At 71.1% G+C, this 15,438-nt stretch carries 16 protein-coding genes; 3 read left to right on the top strand and 13 right to left on the bottom strand.

Annotation, left to right across the window (positions count from 1 at the left end; genetic code table 11):
• Nucleotides 1-225 precede the first annotated feature (225 nt).
• From cbiE to ACIRQH_RS20225, 6 genes are all read right to left on the bottom strand, one after another.
• Nucleotides 226-1,437 carry a precorrin-6y C5,15-methyltransferase (decarboxylating) subunit CbiE gene (cbiE, locus tag ACIRQH_RS20250; protein WP_358817214.1) on the bottom strand — a complete coding sequence of 404 codons (1,212 nt, stop codon included), beginning with the start codon at nucleotides 1,435-1,437 and terminating at the stop codon, nucleotides 226-228.
• A 172-nt stretch (nucleotides 1,438-1,609) separates the two neighbouring features.
• Entirely contained in the window at nucleotides 1,610-2,248 is a 639-nt protein-coding gene (locus tag ACIRQH_RS20245; protein WP_358817213.1) for a GNAT family N-acetyltransferase, read from the bottom strand.
• A 183-nt stretch (nucleotides 2,249-2,431) separates the two neighbouring features.
• Nucleotides 2,432-3,268 (bottom strand): MetQ/NlpA family ABC transporter substrate-binding protein, encoded by an 837-nt coding sequence (locus tag ACIRQH_RS20240; protein WP_358817212.1) that lies wholly within the window; start codon nucleotides 3,266-3,268, stop codon nucleotides 2,432-2,434.
• Nucleotides 3,269-3,367: 99 nt separating this feature from the next.
• Complete coding sequence (locus tag ACIRQH_RS20235; RefSeq protein ID WP_355865950.1) at nucleotides 3,368-4,105, bottom strand: methionine ABC transporter permease; 738 nt, start codon at nucleotides 4,103-4,105, stop codon at nucleotides 3,368-3,370.
• A complete protein-coding gene (locus ACIRQH_RS20230; RefSeq protein WP_358817210.1) occupies nucleotides 4,102-5,145 on the bottom strand; it encodes an ATP-binding cassette domain-containing protein in 1,044 nt (347 codons plus the stop codon). The genes ACIRQH_RS20235 and ACIRQH_RS20230 overlap by 4 nt, the downstream gene beginning before the upstream one ends.
• A 369-nt stretch (nucleotides 5,146-5,514) precedes the next feature.
• Nucleotides 5,515-6,162, bottom strand: a complete 648-nt coding sequence (locus tag ACIRQH_RS20225) for an HAD family hydrolase (protein WP_404226752.1) — start codon at nucleotides 6,160-6,162, stop codon at nucleotides 5,515-5,517.
• A 69-nt stretch (nucleotides 6,163-6,231) separates the two neighbouring features.
• Here ACIRQH_RS20225 and ACIRQH_RS20220 point away from each other — a divergent pair, with 69 nt between their 5' ends.
• Nucleotides 6,232-6,591, top strand: a complete 360-nt coding sequence (locus ACIRQH_RS20220) for a hypothetical protein (RefSeq protein ID WP_404226751.1) — start codon at nucleotides 6,232-6,234, stop codon at nucleotides 6,589-6,591.
• 1 nt (nucleotide 6,592) lies between these two features.
• On the top strand, nucleotides 6,593-7,069 hold the full coding sequence (locus tag ACIRQH_RS20215) for a hypothetical protein (protein ID WP_358817207.1): 477 nt from the start codon (nucleotides 6,593-6,595) through the stop codon (nucleotides 7,067-7,069).
• A gap of 66 nt (nucleotides 7,070-7,135) precedes the next feature.
• Here ACIRQH_RS20215 and ACIRQH_RS20210 read toward each other — a convergent pair whose 3' ends face one another.
• The 3 genes from ACIRQH_RS20210 to ACIRQH_RS20200 all read right to left on the bottom strand — a co-directional run bounded on the left by ACIRQH_RS20210 (nucleotide 7,136) and on the right by ACIRQH_RS20200 (nucleotide 9,456).
• A complete protein-coding gene (locus ACIRQH_RS20210; protein ID WP_358817206.1) occupies nucleotides 7,136-7,639 on the bottom strand; it encodes a GNAT family N-acetyltransferase in 504 nt (167 codons plus the stop codon).
• 57 nt (nucleotides 7,640-7,696) lie between these two features.
• The gene (locus ACIRQH_RS20205) at nucleotides 7,697-8,191 is read right to left on the bottom strand and encodes a sigma-70 family RNA polymerase sigma factor (protein WP_388868625.1); all 495 of its coding nucleotides are present in this window, start codon (nucleotides 8,189-8,191) and stop codon (nucleotides 7,697-7,699) included.
• A gap of 101 nt (nucleotides 8,192-8,292) precedes the next feature.
• Nucleotides 8,293-9,456 carry a glycerophosphodiester phosphodiesterase gene (locus tag ACIRQH_RS20200; RefSeq protein WP_388868628.1) on the bottom strand — a complete coding sequence of 388 codons (1,164 nt, stop codon included), beginning with the start codon at nucleotides 9,454-9,456 and terminating at the stop codon, nucleotides 8,293-8,295.
• Nucleotides 9,457-9,863: 407 nt separating this feature from the next.
• Here ACIRQH_RS20200 and ACIRQH_RS20195 point away from each other — a divergent pair, with 407 nt between their 5' ends.
• On the top strand, nucleotides 9,864-10,535 hold the full coding sequence (locus tag ACIRQH_RS20195; RefSeq protein ID WP_081223413.1) for a 1-acyl-sn-glycerol-3-phosphate acyltransferase: 672 nt from the start codon (nucleotides 9,864-9,866) through the stop codon (nucleotides 10,533-10,535).
• 84 nt (nucleotides 10,536-10,619) lie between these two features.
• Here ACIRQH_RS20195 and ACIRQH_RS20190 read toward each other — a convergent pair whose 3' ends face one another.
• From ACIRQH_RS20190 to argH, 4 genes are all read right to left on the bottom strand, one after another.
• Nucleotides 10,620-12,137, bottom strand: coding sequence for an MFS transporter (locus ACIRQH_RS20190; protein ID WP_404226748.1), 1,518 nt, complete (start codon nucleotides 12,135-12,137; stop codon nucleotides 10,620-10,622).
• Nucleotides 12,134-12,685: a helix-turn-helix domain-containing protein gene (locus tag ACIRQH_RS20185; RefSeq protein ID WP_358817202.1), complete on the bottom strand. Its 552-nt coding sequence runs from the start codon at nucleotides 12,683-12,685 to the stop codon at nucleotides 12,134-12,136. The genes ACIRQH_RS20190 and ACIRQH_RS20185 overlap by 4 nt, the downstream gene beginning before the upstream one ends.
• Nucleotides 12,686-12,808: 123 nt before the next feature.
• Entirely contained in the window at nucleotides 12,809-13,780 is a 972-nt protein-coding gene (locus ACIRQH_RS20180) for an aldo/keto reductase (protein WP_358817201.1), read from the bottom strand.
• A gap of 121 nt (nucleotides 13,781-13,901) precedes the next feature.
• Nucleotides 13,902-15,335, bottom strand: a complete 1,434-nt coding sequence (gene argH / locus ACIRQH_RS20175; protein WP_388868632.1) for an argininosuccinate lyase — start codon at nucleotides 15,333-15,335, stop codon at nucleotides 13,902-13,904.
• Nucleotides 15,336-15,438 lie beyond the last annotated feature (103 nt).

The following is a 15,438-nucleotide window of genomic DNA, read 5'->3' as shown; positions in this document are numbered from 1 at the left end:
GACGACAAAGCCATTAACTGGCATTGTCCCGGTCGTTCCGCCCTCGCGGCTGCATGATCCGCGAGTGCCCGCTGTGGACTACGCCACGTTGCGCGTCCTCCGGTTCTGCCGTACCACACACGCCTCAAAACGGGCGGGTTTTCCGGACATTGGCCTACGAAAGGCCGACCCCACGGGAGCGGTACAACGATCGGCCAGCCTACCGCGCGCAGTACGACAACAGGATCACGGGGCGCGATCCGGCAGACGGCCGCTGAGCAGGAACGCGACGCTCCGCTCCTTCTCCGTCCAGGCCCTCGTGTCGAGTTCGACGGACTGGATGAGGGCGCACTCGACCTCGTAACCGTGTTCGGTCAGGTCGCGGCCGATCAGTTCGGCGGCGTCACGGGTGGACGCGTGCGCGACGATGCGCTGGGGACGGCGGTCGGCGACGGCCGAGACGACCGCCGCTCCCCCGCCGCCGATGCGGACGACGTCCGGTTCGGGCAGGTCTTCGAGGATGTGCGGCGCGGTCCCGTGCACGACCTGCATCTGGACGCCGAAGCGCCGGGCGGCGTGCTCGGTGCGGGCGCAGGAGCCCGGGCTGCGGTCTATCGCTATGACGGCGGCGCCGGTACGGGCGGCCTCGGTGGCGAAGGCCCCGCTGCCGCAGCCGATGTCCCAGACGAGGTCGCCGACGCGCGGCCCCAGGCGGGCGAGTTGGGCGGCCCGCAGCAGATCCGTTTCGCCTTCGCCGAGCGCTCCGCCGTACGCCTCGGCGGGCAGCGCCCAGCCGCGCGGTCCGGCGCCGGGCTCCCGGCCCGCGATCCAGCCGCCCCCTTCGGCGGTGGCCACGAATCCGCCGATGACGATCACGACGTTGGGGTCGCGCCAGGTGTGGTCGGCCGCCTTGTCCGAGGTCAGCATCGTGACCTGTTCGTCGGACGTGCCGAGTTCCTCACAGATGACGAAGGTGCGGTGCACGCCGCCGAGCAGCAGGCCGAGTTCGGCGGGGCCGGCGCCTGGCGAGGTGAGGACGGCGACCTTGGTGTGGGCGCGGCACACGTTCACCGCGCGGCGCAGCGTACGGCCGTGGGCGACGACCACCTGTGCGTCGTCCCAGGGCATCCCGGCGCGGGCGAAGGCGGCGGCCACCGCGGAGACGGCGGGGACGACCTCGACCTCCAGGCCGAACTCGGGAGCGCGCAGGGTGCGGACGACGCCGAAGAACCCCGGGTCCCCGTCCGCGAGGACGACGGCGGTGCCGCGGTGGCCGGCGATGCGACGGGCGGCGAGCCCGACGCTGCCGAGGCGGATGCGTTCGGCGCGCTCGGGCACCTCGGGGAGCGCGAGATGATGGGCCGCGCCCGCCACGAGCGTGGCGGCGCCGAGGGCGGAGCGCGCCGCGGCGGTCAGGGGCGAGCCGTCCCAGCCGATCACCGTGACCCGGTCGGCCATCGTCGTCAGTCTCCAGAAGGTCGTCGCGGGTCCTCAGGTGCAGCCCGAGCGGGCTCCGTGAGGGTACCTGGTGTGCCCGGACGGCGCCGTGCCGGTCCGGACGGGGCGACGCGCGGACTCCCGTGCGCCGACGCTTCCGGCGCGCGGACTGCCCTCCCTCTGCCCGCCCCGCTCAGTTCCAGTCGTTGTACGAGGTGAAGCCGCCGGCGTCGGCGTGGTGGTCGCCGACGTCGTCCAGGTCCTCGGGCAGCAGGCTCCACACGATGAAGTCGGTGCGCAGGTCGACCCAGGTGCCGTCCTCGGTCCGGGTACGCGCTATGCAGGCGTTGCGCAGCACGCCCTCACTGATGCAGCCGATCTTCTGCGCGACCTGCTGGGAGGCGGTGTTGTCGGCGGCCGTACGGAGTTCGAGGCGTTCGAACTTCTGGTCCCGGAAGAGCCATCGGGCGGTGGCGAGCGCCGCTTCGGAGGCGTAGCCCTCGCCGCGTGCCCAGGGGGCGACGATGTAGGAGAGCTCGGTGGAACGGACGCGCCAGTTCGTCTTGCCGAGCTGGATGACGCCCACGAGTCGCTGAGTGAGGAACTCGGTGACGGCGAGGTCGAGTCCACGGCCCTCCGCGCGTTCCGTGGGCGCGTAGTCGGTGATCCAGTGACGGGCGCCGTCCTCGGAGAACGGCTGCGGGATCGACGTCCAGGCCGCCACCATCTCGTCGTTCATCATCTCGGCCAGCGGAGCGACGTCGTCCTCGTCGAGCGCACGCAGGACCAACCGCTCCGTGCTGATGGAGATGTCGGGGAAGGTGCTCGTCATACGACGCTCCGTAACCGTCGGGGACTTCGGACCTGATGTGGCGCCAGCTCCGCTGAACTGCCCAGCATGCAGCATGAAACCACCGAACCGCACAACGGGGTCCACTCCCGGTAATGGAGTGGACCCCGTGCGGTGACCGGGGAGGCCGTGCGGCCCCGCGGTCGGTGAACTGCCGCTCCGCGCCTACTTGAAGGAGGGGATGACGGAGCCGGCGTACTTGTCCTCTATGAACTTCTTGACCTCGGGCGAGGTGAGGAGCTTCGCGAGCTTCTTCACGCGCGGGTCGTTCTCGTTGCCCTTCTTGACGGCGAGGAAGTTGCCGTAGGGGTTGTTCGTCGCGGACTCCAGGACGAGGGCGTCCTTGGCGGGCTTGAGGCCGGCGGAGATGGCGTAGTTGCCGTTGATCACCGCGGCGTCCACGTCGTCCAGGGCGCGCGGGGTCAGCGCCGCCTCGACCTCCTTGAACTTCAGGTTCTTCGGGTTCTTGGAGATGTCCTGCGGGGTGGCCTCGGTACCGGTGCCGTCCTTGAGGGTGATGAGCCCCTTGGTGGCGAGCAGCTTCAGGGCACGCGCCTCGTTCACCGCGTCGTTGGGGACGGCGACGGTCGCACCGCTCTTCAGGGCGTCGGAGCTCTTCACCTTGTGGGAGTAGAGGCCGAGCGGCTCCAGGTGCACCGTGACGACGGGCACGATGTGGGTGCCGCGCTTCTTGTTGAAGTCGTCCAGGTACGGCTGGTTCTGGAAGTAGTTGGCGTCCACCGAGCCGTCCTCGGTCGCCGTGTTCGGCACGATGTAGTCCTGGAACTCCTTGACCTCCAGGTCCAGGCCCGCCTTCTTCGCCAGGTTCTTCTTGACGAAGTCGAGGATCTCGGCGTGCGGGACGGGGCTGGCGGCGACGACGAGCGGGCCGCTCTTGTCGGAGGAGGACGCGGAGTCCTTGTCGGAGCCGCAGGCGGAGAGGCCGAGGGTGAGGGCTCCGGCGGCGAGGACAGCGGTGGTGATCTTGGCGGTGTTACGCACGAAAAGTGCCTTTCCTTATGGGTGGTGCTGCCCCGTCATGAGGCGGACGGGGAAAACGAGGGGGTGGGTGGCCGCGGGCGGCGAAGGCCCGCCGGTGTCTCAGGCGACCTTGCCGACGTCCGCGGCCGAGGGCTCCCGGGACTTCAGGAACCGGAGCTTCGGAGCGGCGCCGGACTGGCCGCCGCGCCGGTGCAGTCCGCGGGCGGCGTAGTCGCCGGCGAACTGGATGACGGAGATGACGACCGCGAGGATGGCGACCGTGATCCACATCATTCCGGTCTCGAACCGCTGGTAGCCGTAGCGGATCGCGATGTCGCCGAGGCCGCCCGCGCCGACGGTGCCGGCCATCGCCGAGTAGCCGATGAGGGCGACGATCGTGGTGGTCGCCGAGGAGATCAGCGAGGGCAGCGACTCGGGTACGAGGACCCGGCGGACGACGGTCCAGGTGTTGCCGCCCATCGCCTGCACGGCTTCGACGAGTCCGCCGTCCACCTCACGGACCGCCGTCTCGACCAGACGCGCGAAGAACGGGATCGCCCCGACGGCGAGCGGCACGATGGCCGCCTCGCGTCCGATGGTCGTCCCGGTGATCGTGCGCGTGAAGCTCATCAGCGCGACCATCAGGATGATGAACGGCAGCGAGCGGGCGACGTTCACGACCTGCCCGACGATCTTGTTCACGACCACGTTCTGCAGGAGTCCGCCCCGGTCGGTCAGGACGAGCAGGACGCCGAGCGGGAGACCGCCGACGATCGCGATCAGCGTGGACCAGCCGACCATGTAGAGCGTGTCCCAACACGCCTGGGACAGCAGGGGCTGCATCTCGGACCAGGTCACTTGGCACCTTCCTTCACCAGCACGGACTCCTGGGCGGCCTGTTCGACGACGTCGATCTGCAGGCCCTGCTCGCGGAGGAAGCCGATGGGTACGACGTTCTCCTCGTAGCCGCCGGGCAGTTCGATGCGCATCCGGCCGACCTGGCGTCCCGCGACGGTGTCCATCGCGGCGCCGAGGATCGAGATGTCAATGTTGTAGGTGCGCGAGAGCTGCGAGATGACCGGCCGGGTCGCCGCCTCACCGACGAAGGTGACGTCGATGACGGTGCGGTCGTCGCCCGACACGTCGCCGCTGACCGGGAAGAGCGCGGAGGCCAGTTCGGAGCCGGGCGTCGCGAGGAGTTCGCTGACGGTGCCGGATTCGACGACACGGCCCCGGTCCATCAGGGCGGCCGAGTCGCAGATCGACTTGACCACGTCCATCTCGTGCGTGATGAGCAGGACGGTCAGCCCCAGCTGGCGGTTCAGGTCGCGCAGCAGCTGGAGGATGGAGCGGGTGGTCTCCGGGTCGAGCGCGCTGGTCGCCTCGTCGGAGAGCAGCACCTTGGGGTCGCCGGCCAGGGCGCGGGCGATACCGACGCGCTGCTTCTGACCACCGGAGAGCTGCGCGGGGTAGGCCTTGGCCTTGTCGGACAGGCCGACCAGGTCGAGGAGTTCGAGCGCCTTGGAGGACCGCCGCTTCCCCGAGACGCCGAGGATCTCGAGCGGCAGCTCGACGTTGTCCTGGACCGTGCGCGAGGACAGCAGGTTGAAGTGCTGGAAGACCATGCCGATCCGGCTGCGCGCCTGGCGGAGTTCGCGGCTCGCGCGCGGGCCGCGCCCGGCGAGAGCGGTGAGGTCCTGTCCGGCGACGGTGACCGTGCCGGCGGTGGGGCGTTCCAGGAGGTTGACGCAGCGGATGAGGGAGGACTTGCCGGCGCCGGACTGACCGATGACGCCGTACACCTCGCCTTCGCGGACATGCAGATCGACGCCGTCGAGGGCGGTCACTTCACGGCCGCGCGAGCGGTAGACCTTGGTGAGGCCCGTTGTCGTGATCACTGGGGGGATTCCGTCACTGTCGAGTGCGGGCGTGGGTGTACGCCGGGCACGGGTGCATGCGGGCGGGAACGCGACACGGGTTCTCGCGATGGCGATGGAACCGGAGGGAGAACAGGTGCGCGGGGCAGCCCGGTCACGTACGCGGTACGGACACAGGGCGCGGCGATCCCGCTTCGGGGCGCGGGATCAGGCGGTGGTGCGGGGGCCCTCTAGAAGGCGCGCATTCGACACATACAGCGAGCACCGGGCGTCATGGTCGCCTCGGTCGCAAGGATGCGGCTGCTCGTCGTGGTCATGGGATGAAGTAAAGCAGACGCCAAGTGGGGATCCGCCACCGCTGTCCGTATAGCGGACAGCGGTGGACAGGGTTCAGTCCCGGGTGGACAGCTCCACGCCCCCGTCGGTGACCAGTACCGACAGGGCGGAGAGGTCCTCGACGACGTGGTCGGCGTCCAGCTCGTGGGCCTGGTGCGTTGTGGCCAACGCCACGGTGGTCATCCCGGCGGCGCGGCCCGACTGGAGTCCGGCCGGGGCGTCCTCGAAGACGACGCAGCGGGCCGGGTCGACGCCCAGCCGGCGGGCGGCGAGCAGGTAGGGCTCCGGGTCGGGCTTGCCGCGGGTGATGTCGTCGGCGGCGATCAGCGTCTTGGGAAGGATGCCGACCTCGGCCAGGCGGGCCTCGGCGAGCCGGCGGGTGGCCGAGGTGACGACGGCCCAGCGCTCGGCGGGCAGGGCGGCGAGCAGGGCGAGGGTGCCGGGCAGCGGGACGACCCCGCCCGCGACGTCCTCGAGTTCCAGCTGCTCGACCCTGGCGAGGGCCTCGGGGGCGGTCTCGGCAGGCAGCAGGTCGGCGACGATCTCGGCGGCGGGGCGGCCGTGCAGTTCGATGCGGGCGAAGTCCTCGGCGGTGATGCCGTACTCCTGCGCCCAGCGGGTCCAGCAGCGGTTCACCGAGTCCAGGGACGAGACGAGGGTGCCGTCGTTGTCGAACAGGAGGGCGTCAGCGTGGATCTTCATGCCTTCGACCCTACGGGGCACCCCGGGGGCGAGCGCATCAGGTCTTTTGGCCCGTAATAGGGTCGCGGCATGCTTGATGCCCTGACGGTCGCGACGGCCGTCGCCGCGCTCGCGCTCGCCGCCTGGTGCGGCTGGGCCGCCTTCCGTGACCAGCCGACGAAGGACTGGCACTTCATCGGCATGGCCGTGGTGTCGCTGCTCGCGGTGGTCCAGCTGGTGGTCGGCGTGGCCCAGCTGGCACGCGGCGAGAAGCCGGAGCAGGGCACGACGATCTTCGTGGCGTATCTGCTCGGCGCCTTCGCGTGCGTCCCCGCCGTGGGATTCATGTCGCTGGCGGAGCGCACCCGCTGGGGTTCGGTCACCGTGGCGGCGGGCGGCATCGTCCTCGCCGTGCTCGAAGTGCGGCTCTATGACATCTGGGGAGGCTGAGATGACGGCCACGGAGGAGAACGCGAGCGTGCCTCGGGACGAGCGGGACGACACGGTGCGCGAGGAGCCGGCGGCCACCGGGCGCACCCGCCTCATCAGCGGCCCGGGCATGCTGCTGGTCTGGCTGTACGGGGTGATGGTGGTCGGCGCGGTCTCGCGGTCGGCCGTGCAGATCTCCACGGAGTTCGACAAGGCGCCGCTCGCCTACTCGCTCTCCGCGGTCGCCGGTCTCGTCTACGGCTTCATCACGTACTCGCTCGTGCGGGGCGGGGAGAAGGCGCGCAGGGCGGCGCTGGTGTGCTGCGCCGCCGAGCTCGCGGGTGTGCTGATCGTCGGGACCTGGACGCTCGTGGAGCCGTCCGCCTTCCCCGACGCCACGGTGTGGTCGGACTACGGCATGGGTTATCTCTTCATCCCGGTCCTGCTGCCGCTGTCGGCGATGTACTGGCTGCGCAAGGCGCGGACGACCGCCGGCTAGCGACAGCGGCGGCCGCCGGACCCGGCTCCTGCCGTCGGGCGGGATGCCGGCCGACGGCCGTGGCCGTCAGGCGCTGGTGGCGTACGCGACGGTGTCGGCGCCCTTCGCAAGGGTCACCAGGGTCAGCCGCTCGTCGACCTGCTCCCGGGAGACGGGCGCGTAGCCGTGCTTGCGGTAGAGACGCAGGTTGTGGTCGCTGCGGTGGCCGGTGAAGAGCTGGAAGGACTTGGCCGCGCCGTCGGCGCCGAGCCGGGTCTCGATCGCGGCGAGCAGCCGTCCGCCGAGGCCGTGCCGCTGCATACGCGGGTGCACGATGAGCTTGTTGATCCGGGCCGTCCCGTCGGCGTCGACGGCGCCCCGCACGGAGGCCACCACCTCGTCGCCGAGCCGGGCCACCAGGACCGTGCCGTCCGCGAGTTCCGCCCTGAGGGAGTCGAGCGGCTGGGTGAGCGGCTCGATGCCGTAGTCGCCGTACAGCTCGGCCTCGCTCTGGTAGCAGAGGTACTGCAGCTTCAGGATCTGTTCTGCGTCCTGCTCGGTCGCCGCCGAGATGGTCACGCTCATGCCCATGTGTGCATGCCTCCCGCTCACCTGTTCACCGGTCGTCCCCCACTCCTATCCCCGTCGTCAGTGGGCCGCAACCTCCACCGCAAGCATTCGCCGCAGACATCCCAGGCATCTGGAACGTTCCGGACCCAGGCTGCCCTGTGAGATACCCAACTCGCCTGCGATCTCCCGGTACGTGAGGTCTTCCGGGGAGAGCAGCGCGGCCATCAGGCCGCGGCAGCGGCGGGGCAGCCGGCGCACGGCCGCGTGCAGTTCACGGCGCCGGTCCGCGGTCATCGCCTGCTGCTCGGGGCCGTGCCGCCGGTCGTCCGCGGGCTCGACGGCGTACGGCTGCTCGGCGCGTGCCGTACGGCGGCTGCGGCGGGCCTCGGAACGCACCGCGCGGCGCAGCCATCCCGGCGGGTCGGCGGGCGGGCCCGCGGTGTTCAGCCGCTCCAGGAGGCGGAGCCAGACGGCCTGTTCCAGATCGTTCTGCTCGGTGCCGGACGCGTGGGCCTCGGCCGACGCCTCGGCGGCGAGCAGCGGCCGGAGCGCGGAAACCATGTCGTGGTTCATGTGCGGCACGACGCGGCCGCCCCGGCATGAGGTTGCCGGGACGGCCGGTTGTCACCCCATCCGGGGTGGCGGGGGCGCCGGTTGACGGTCCGGCCGGCGGCTCAGCCGCCGAGGAAGTCCGCGCGGGCCAGCAGCGCCGTGTCGGCGTTGTCCGAGAAGACGCCGTCGATGCCCGTCGCGAAGTACGCCTTGAACGCGCCGAAGGCGTCCCCGTAGGCGGTCGGGTCCGTGCCCTTGCGGAAGTTGGCCGGCAGGAACGGGTTCTCGTTGCGCATCGTGTACGGGTGCAGGACGAGGCCCGCGTGGTGCGCGTCGGCGACGAGCGTGGTCGGCGTGGTGAGGTTCCCGGCCGCGTCCTTGGGGATGACGAGGTCGAGCGTGGGGCCGATGCCCTGCGCGAACGAGGCGATCCACTTCAGGCCCTCGGGCGTGATCAGGTCGGCGACGGTGCGCGGGTCGCCCGTGGCGACGAAGTCCCAGGGGCGGGTGTCAGCGCCCGAGAGCAGCACGGCGAGCGGGTTGCCCACGAGCTTGTTCAACCGCTCGATGCTGGTCGGCTCGAAGGACTGGAGGATGACGGGCGAGTCCTTCTTGTCCTTGCCGTACCTGCGCAGGAGCTTGGCGACGCGCTCCTCCAGGCCGAGGCCCAGCGCCCGGAAGTAGGTGGGGTGCTTGGTCTCGGGGTAGATCCAGACCTGCTTGCCGCGCTTGCGGGTCTGCTCGTCCTGCCAGCGGAGCACCTCTTCGAAGGTGGGGATCTCCCAGCGCCCGTTGTAGAGGGTGTTGTGCGGGCGGTTGGCGGGGATGCGTTCGACGGCTCGCAGCGTCTTCAGCTCGGCGAGGGTGAAGTCCTCGGTGAACCAGCCGGTGGTGGGGATGCCGTCCAGCACCTTGGTGGTCTTGCGCGCGGCGAACTCGGGGTGCGTGCCGACGTCGGTGGTCCCGCCGATCTCCGGTTCGTGACGGCAGACGAGGTGACCGTCCCGGGTCGGGACGAGGTCGCCGGCCTCGACGACGTCGGCGCCGAGGTCGAGGGCCAGCTGGTACGAGCCGAAGGTGTGTTCCGGCCGGTAGCCGCTGGCGCCGCGGTGTCCGATGACGGTGGGCTTGGGCAGGCTCCGGTAGCCGCCGTCCCCGTGGCGCTCGTCGGCTCTCGCCACGCCGGGCAGTCCGAGGACCGCTCCCCCGGCTCCGAGTACCGCGGCCCCGAGCAGCGTCCGCCGCGCCGTGCCCCGCTCCTGACCGTTCGGCTCCTGCACTCCCATGAGCGTTCCTCCCGCCGTAGGTGCCCTGCCTGTCGAGCGGGACGATCGTAGGTGTCCCCGTGTGACGGGAGGGAGGCCTGCGGCGGAACAGTCGATGACTCGGGTGGACGTCCGGTATGCGGAACCTGACGGTCCGTCCGCTTCGGTTCGTGCGGCGGGGGTACCCGAAAGACAGCGGCGAGTGGGCGGCGAACCATGGCGGGATCACCCGTTCGCCGGTGCGACGCGCGATGTCCGTCACATCGTGTCGCCCCGATGTCGGCCGCCCACGGGCGTGCCACCGCAGGTAAACGTGCGTCAACAGTGCGTATCCAGTCGGTGAACCCGATGTGCAATCACCCGGGAACCGCGAGTATCGTCCTCACCTGCACAGACTCCATACCGACCCCTTGACACCGGAGGGCCCGTTGTCCCGCTTCGCGCTCATCAAGGCAGCGCTCGGACCGATCATGCGCCTGATGTTCCGTCCTCGGGTGGAGGGCGTGGAGCACATTCCGGGCGACGGTCCGGTGATCCTGGCCGGCAACCACCTCACGTTCATCGACTCGATGATCCTTCCGCTGGTCTGCGACCGGCAGGTGCTGTTCATCGGCAAGGACGAGTACGTCACGGGCAAGGGCTTCAAGGGCCGTCTGATGGCGTGGTTCTTCACCGGCGTCGGCATGATCCCGGTGGACCGGGACGGCGCCAACGGCGGTGTCGCGGCGCTGATGACCGGCCGCCGCATCCTGGAGGAGGGCAAGGTCTTCGGCATCTACCCCGAGGGCACCCGCTCCCCCGACGGCCGGCTGTACCGCGGCCGCACCGGCATCGCCCGCCTCACCCTGATGACCGGGGCCCCGGTCGTGCCGTTCGCGATGATCGGCACCGACAAGCTCCAGCCGGGCGGCGCGGGCATCCCGCGCCCGGGCAAGGTCACCGTCCGCTTCGGCCCCGCCATGGAGTTCTCCCGGTACGAGGGCATGGACCGCGACCGGTACGTGCTGCGCGCCGTGACCGACTCGGTGATGACCGAGGTCATGCGGCTGTCCGGCCAGGAGTACGTGGACATGTACGCCACGAAGGCGAAGGCCGCCTAGGGCTTCGCCCGCACGACATCGCACACGGGGTGGGCCCCGGCCGGCAGTGTTCGGCCGGGGCCCACCCCGTTCGTGTCCGCCTTCTCACGCCTCCAGCTTCTGGCCGCGCAGCAGGAACCAGGCCGCCACCGCGGTGGCGAGCAGCACGACGGCTCCCGCTCCGGACGCCAGTGCCAGGCCGTCCACGAAGGCCTCGCGGGCCGCGTTCAGCATCGCCTCGGCGGCCGGCGCGGGCAGGCTCCCGGCGGCCTCCACCGCTCCGCCCAGCGAGTCGTGCGCCGCGGCGGGGGTGCCCGGCGGTCCGGTGAAGCCGGCGTAGACGCCGGTCACGACGGAGCCGAGCAGGGCGATACCGAGGGCCGCGCCGAGTTCGTACGCCGTCTCGGAGACCGCGGACGCGGCGCCCGCCTGGTCCTTGGGCACGGTCGACAGGATGACGTCGGCGGTCACCGTGAACGAGAAGCCGGCACCGATGCCGACGACCAGCAGGGCGGCGCCGAGCACCGGGTAGCCCGTCGACTGGCCGAGCACGGTGAGCGTGCCGAGTGCGAGGCCCACCGCGGCGAGGCCGCCGGAGACGACGACGCGCACGGAGAACCGGCGGGCGTAGCGGCCCGCGGCCAGACCGGCGGCGACGGCGCCGACGGCGGCCGGGATCTCGGCGAGCCCGGCTTCGAACGGGCCGCGTCCCTGCACCAGTTGCAGGTACTGGGAGAGGAAGAACACCAGCCCGGACAGGCCGAGCACGGTGAACAGGTCGGCGAGCACCGCACCGGAGAAGCCCCGGTGGCGGAAGAGGCGGACGTCCAGCAGGGGTGCGGGCAGCGTCAGCTGGCGGCGCACGAACCAGACGAGCGCGGCCGCGCCGAGCAGACCGGTGGCGAACGCCGCGCCGCTCGGGCCGTGCGCGGCGGCCTCCTTCACCGCGTACACCACGCCGATCACGCCGAGAAGGGACAGTGCCACACTGATCAGGTCCCAGGGACCGTGGCTGGGGCTCTTCGACTCGGGGAGCACCTTGATGCCGACGAGGACGAGGACCACCATCACCGGAAGGTTGATGAGGAAGACCGATCCCCACCAGAAGTGTTCGAGCAGGAATCCGCCGACCACCGGGCCGACGGCGGTACCGGCGGAGGCCGTCGCGCCCCAGACGCCGATGGCGAGACTGCGCTCGCGCGGGTCGTGGAAGATGTTCCGGATCAGGGCGAGGGTGGCGGGCATCAGGGTCGCGCCCGCGACACCGAGCAGCGCCCGCGCCAGGATCATCATCTCGGGTGTCGTCGCGTAGGCGTTGAGCACGGATATGAGGCCGAACGCGGTCGCGCCGACGAGCAGCAGCTTCTTGCGGCCGATGCGGTCGCCGAGGCTGCCCATCGAGACGAGCAGGCCGGCGATGACGAAGGAGTAGACGTCCCCGATCCACAGGAGCTGGGTGCCCGAGGGCTTCAGGTCCTCGCTGATGTACGGGGTCGCGAGGCCGAGGACGGTCGCGTCGATGGCCACCAACAGCACGGCGAGGACGAGGACGGAGAGCGCGAGCCAGCGGCCCGGGCGCTTCTCCACCTCCGCCGCGACGGCCGGCTGCAGGGTGCTGGTCATGGTTCCTCTCTCCGTAGCGCTCCGCCGAGCAGCAGCTCGACGATCATGTGGTGGAAGTCGTTGGCGGCGATCCGGCCCTCGGTGACGGCCCAGGACGCGGAGGCCATCAGGCCGTAGAGCGCCTCGGTGAGCCAGGGAGGTGTGAGGTCGATCCTGAACTCGCCGCTCTCCTGGCCGCGCCGGAACAGCGCGGCCATCCGGGCGTCGAGCCGGGCCCAGCCCTCGTGCTGCCCATCCCCTTCGAACAGCTGGTTCTCCGTGTAGAGGAAGGCGAGCAGTCCTGCCGCCTTCTCCAGCTCCTTCACCAGGCGGCGCACGGCCTCCTGGGCGGTGTCCTCGTCCAGGCGGGCGGCGTCCAGGGCCGCCTCGCACTCCTCGATGCCGAGGGCCTCCAGCGCCCGTACGAGCGCGTCGCGCCCGGCGAACTGGCGGTGCAGCGTGGCCCGGCTGATCCCGGCGGCCTTCGCGACCTCGTCCATGGTCGCGGTGGATTTCCGGGTCAGCAGGGCGGCTGCGCTGCGCAGCACGTGGTCACGATCGACAGCCATGAGACAAGAGTACCTCAGATGAGACACACATGTCTCACCTTGGGCACAAGTGTCTCATCGGCACGCCGTGCGCGGAGAGAGAGGGGTGCCGGATACGTGCCCCGGCGATGGGAGCGAGGGGTGTCAGTGCCAGGGCAGCTGCCCGCGCCGCTCCCAGTACGCCCGGGGCTCCTCGGCGAGGGTGTCGAGCCGGTGGAGCTGGTCGTCCCCGAGGTCGACGACGGCCGCGTGCAGGTTCGAGGCGAGCTGGTTGGCGGTGGCGGCGCCCGAGAGCACCACGCCGGCCCAGGGCTGCCGCAGGACGAGCGCGAGGGCGACCGCGTCGCAGCCCAGGCCTGTCTCGACGGCGACGGCGCGCAGCACCTCGGGCGCATGGGGCTCCGCGAGCCGGCCGTTGGCCATGCCCTCCTTGACGATCACGGTCAGTCCGGCGTCGTGCGCCTCGGCGAGTGCGGGCGCGGCCGAGGTCTCCAGGACGTTGTACGTGGACTGGACGGTGCGGAAGAGCGGTTCGCCGTCGACGGTCACGGCGAGCGCGGCGCGGATCGCGTCGGCCTGCGCGGGCCCGCTGGTGGAGAAGCCGATCGACAGTCCGCCGGCGGCCGCCTCGGCGAGCGCGGCGTGCAACTGCTTGTCGGTGAGGGCCGGGCTGTCCGGGGTCACCGAGTGGATCTGGTAGAGGTCGAGGCGGTCGCCGAGCAGCTCGGCGGTCTCCGCGCGCTGCCGCTCGTAGGTGGCGAGGCCGTGGTCCTTGACCTCGTGCGCCTCGGCGTCGGTGCGCCAGTCCGCCGTGTACGTGTAGCCCCACTTGCTGCCGACGACGACATCGTCGACGCCGGGGCGGTCGCGCAGCCAGTCGGCGAGGAACTCCTCGGAGCGGCCGTAGGAGCGGGCCACGTCGAAGTAGCGGACGCCCTGGGCGTAGGCGGCGTCGAGGAGTTCGTGGGTGCGCTCGCGCAGGGCGTCGACACTGCGGTCGCCCGGGAGGTCCTCCTCGCGGCCGAGGTTGATGTAGCCGGGGCGGCCGACGGCGGCGAGGCCCAGACCGATGCGGGCGGTGGGCGTCGTGGCTGAGGCGAGGCGGGCGAAGGGCATCGCGGCTCCGTTTCGGTCGGCTCCTCTACGGCTCCGGACCAACGTAACCCGCGACGCCCTCCGTCGTACGGCACCCACTCCCGTACGCGACACCCGCCAGCGGAGCTCACCCGCGCCCGGGCTACTTCTTCCGCTTGGCCCGCGCCCAGCGCTGCTGGTCCGCGACGTCCGCCTTGATGTCGGCGAGCTGGACGGCGACCGCGCTGGGCGCCGTACCGCCCCGGCCGTCGCGGGAGGCGAGGGCGCCGGGTACGTTCAGGACGGACCGCACCTGTGGCGTCAGGTGCGCGGAGATCTTGGCGAACTGCTCGTCGGTCAGCTCGTCCAGCTCCTTGCCGTCCGCCTCGGCAACCTTCACGCACTCGCCGGCGACCTCGTGCGCGACACGGAACGGCACACCCTGCTTGACCAGCCACTCGGCGATGTCGGTGGCGAGCGAGAAGCCGGCCGGGGCCAGCTCCTCCATGCGCTCGCGGTGCACGGTCAGCGTCGCCATCATGCCGGTGAAGGCGGGGAGCAGGACCTCCAGCTGGTCGCAGGAGTCGAAGACCGGCTCCTTGTCCTCCTGGAGGTCGCGGTTGTACGCGAGGGGCAGCGCCTTGAGCGTCGCCATCAGGCCGGTGAGGTTGCCGATCAGACGGCCGGACTTGCCGCGCGCGAGCTCGGCGATGTCCGGGTTCTTCTTCTGCGGCATGATCGACGAGCCGGTGGAGAAGGCGTCGTGGAGGGTGACGAAGGAGAACTCCTTCGTGTTCCAGATGATGACCTCCTCGGCGATCCGGGAGAGGTTCACACCGATCATCGCGGTGATGAAGGCGAACTCCGCCACGAAGTCGCGGGAGGCCGTGCCGTCGATGGAGTTGGCGACGCTGCCGTGCTCGAAGCCGAGGTCCTCGGCGACCGCCTCCGGGTCGAGGCCGAGGGAGGAGCCGGCCAGGGCGCCGGAGCCGTACGGCGAGACGGCGGTCCGCTCGTCCCACTGGCGCAGCCGCTCCGCGTCCCGGGACAGGGACTGGACGTGGGCGAGGACATGGTGGGCGAAGAGCACCGGCTGGGCGTGCTGCAGGTGGGTACGCCCGGGCATCGCCACGTCCGGGTGGGCCTCCGCGAGACCGATCAGCGCCTCCTGGAGGTCGGCGATCAGGCCGCCGACGATCCGGGCGTGGTCGCGCAGGTACATCCTGAAGAGCGTGGCCACCTGGTCGTTGCGGGAGCGGCCGGCACGCAGCTTGCCGCCGAGGTCCGCGCCGAGCCGCTCCAGCAGGCCGCGCTCCAGGGCGGTGTGGACGTCCTCGTCGGCGACGGTGCCGACGAACGAGCCGTCGGCGACGTCGGCCTCCAGCCGGCCGAGCCCCTCGATCATGCGCGTGAGCTCGTCCTCGGTGAGCAGGCCCGCCCGGTGCAGCACGCGCGCGTGGGCACGCGATCCGGCGATGTCGTACGGCGCGAGGCGCCAGTCGAAGTGGACCGACGCGGACAGCTTGGCCAGGGCCTCGGCGGGACCGTCGGCGAACCGTCCGCCCCAGAGCCGGACGTCACCGCTGTTGCTGCTCACTTGCGTTGCTCCTCGCAGGGGTCGGATGTGCCACCGCCTCCTCACGCGGGTGAGGAGGCGGCTGTCAGGCTAGTGGGTGGGCTGCTCGGGAACGGCGGACACG

This window comes from Streptomyces sp. NPDC102279 (genome assembly GCF_044766365.1).
Taxonomy (GTDB): Bacteria; Actinomycetota; Actinomycetes; order Streptomycetales; family Streptomycetaceae; genus Streptomyces.
The sequence above is the reverse complement of the archived record's forward strand: the minus strand, read 5'-3'. Positions and strand labels throughout refer to the sequence as shown.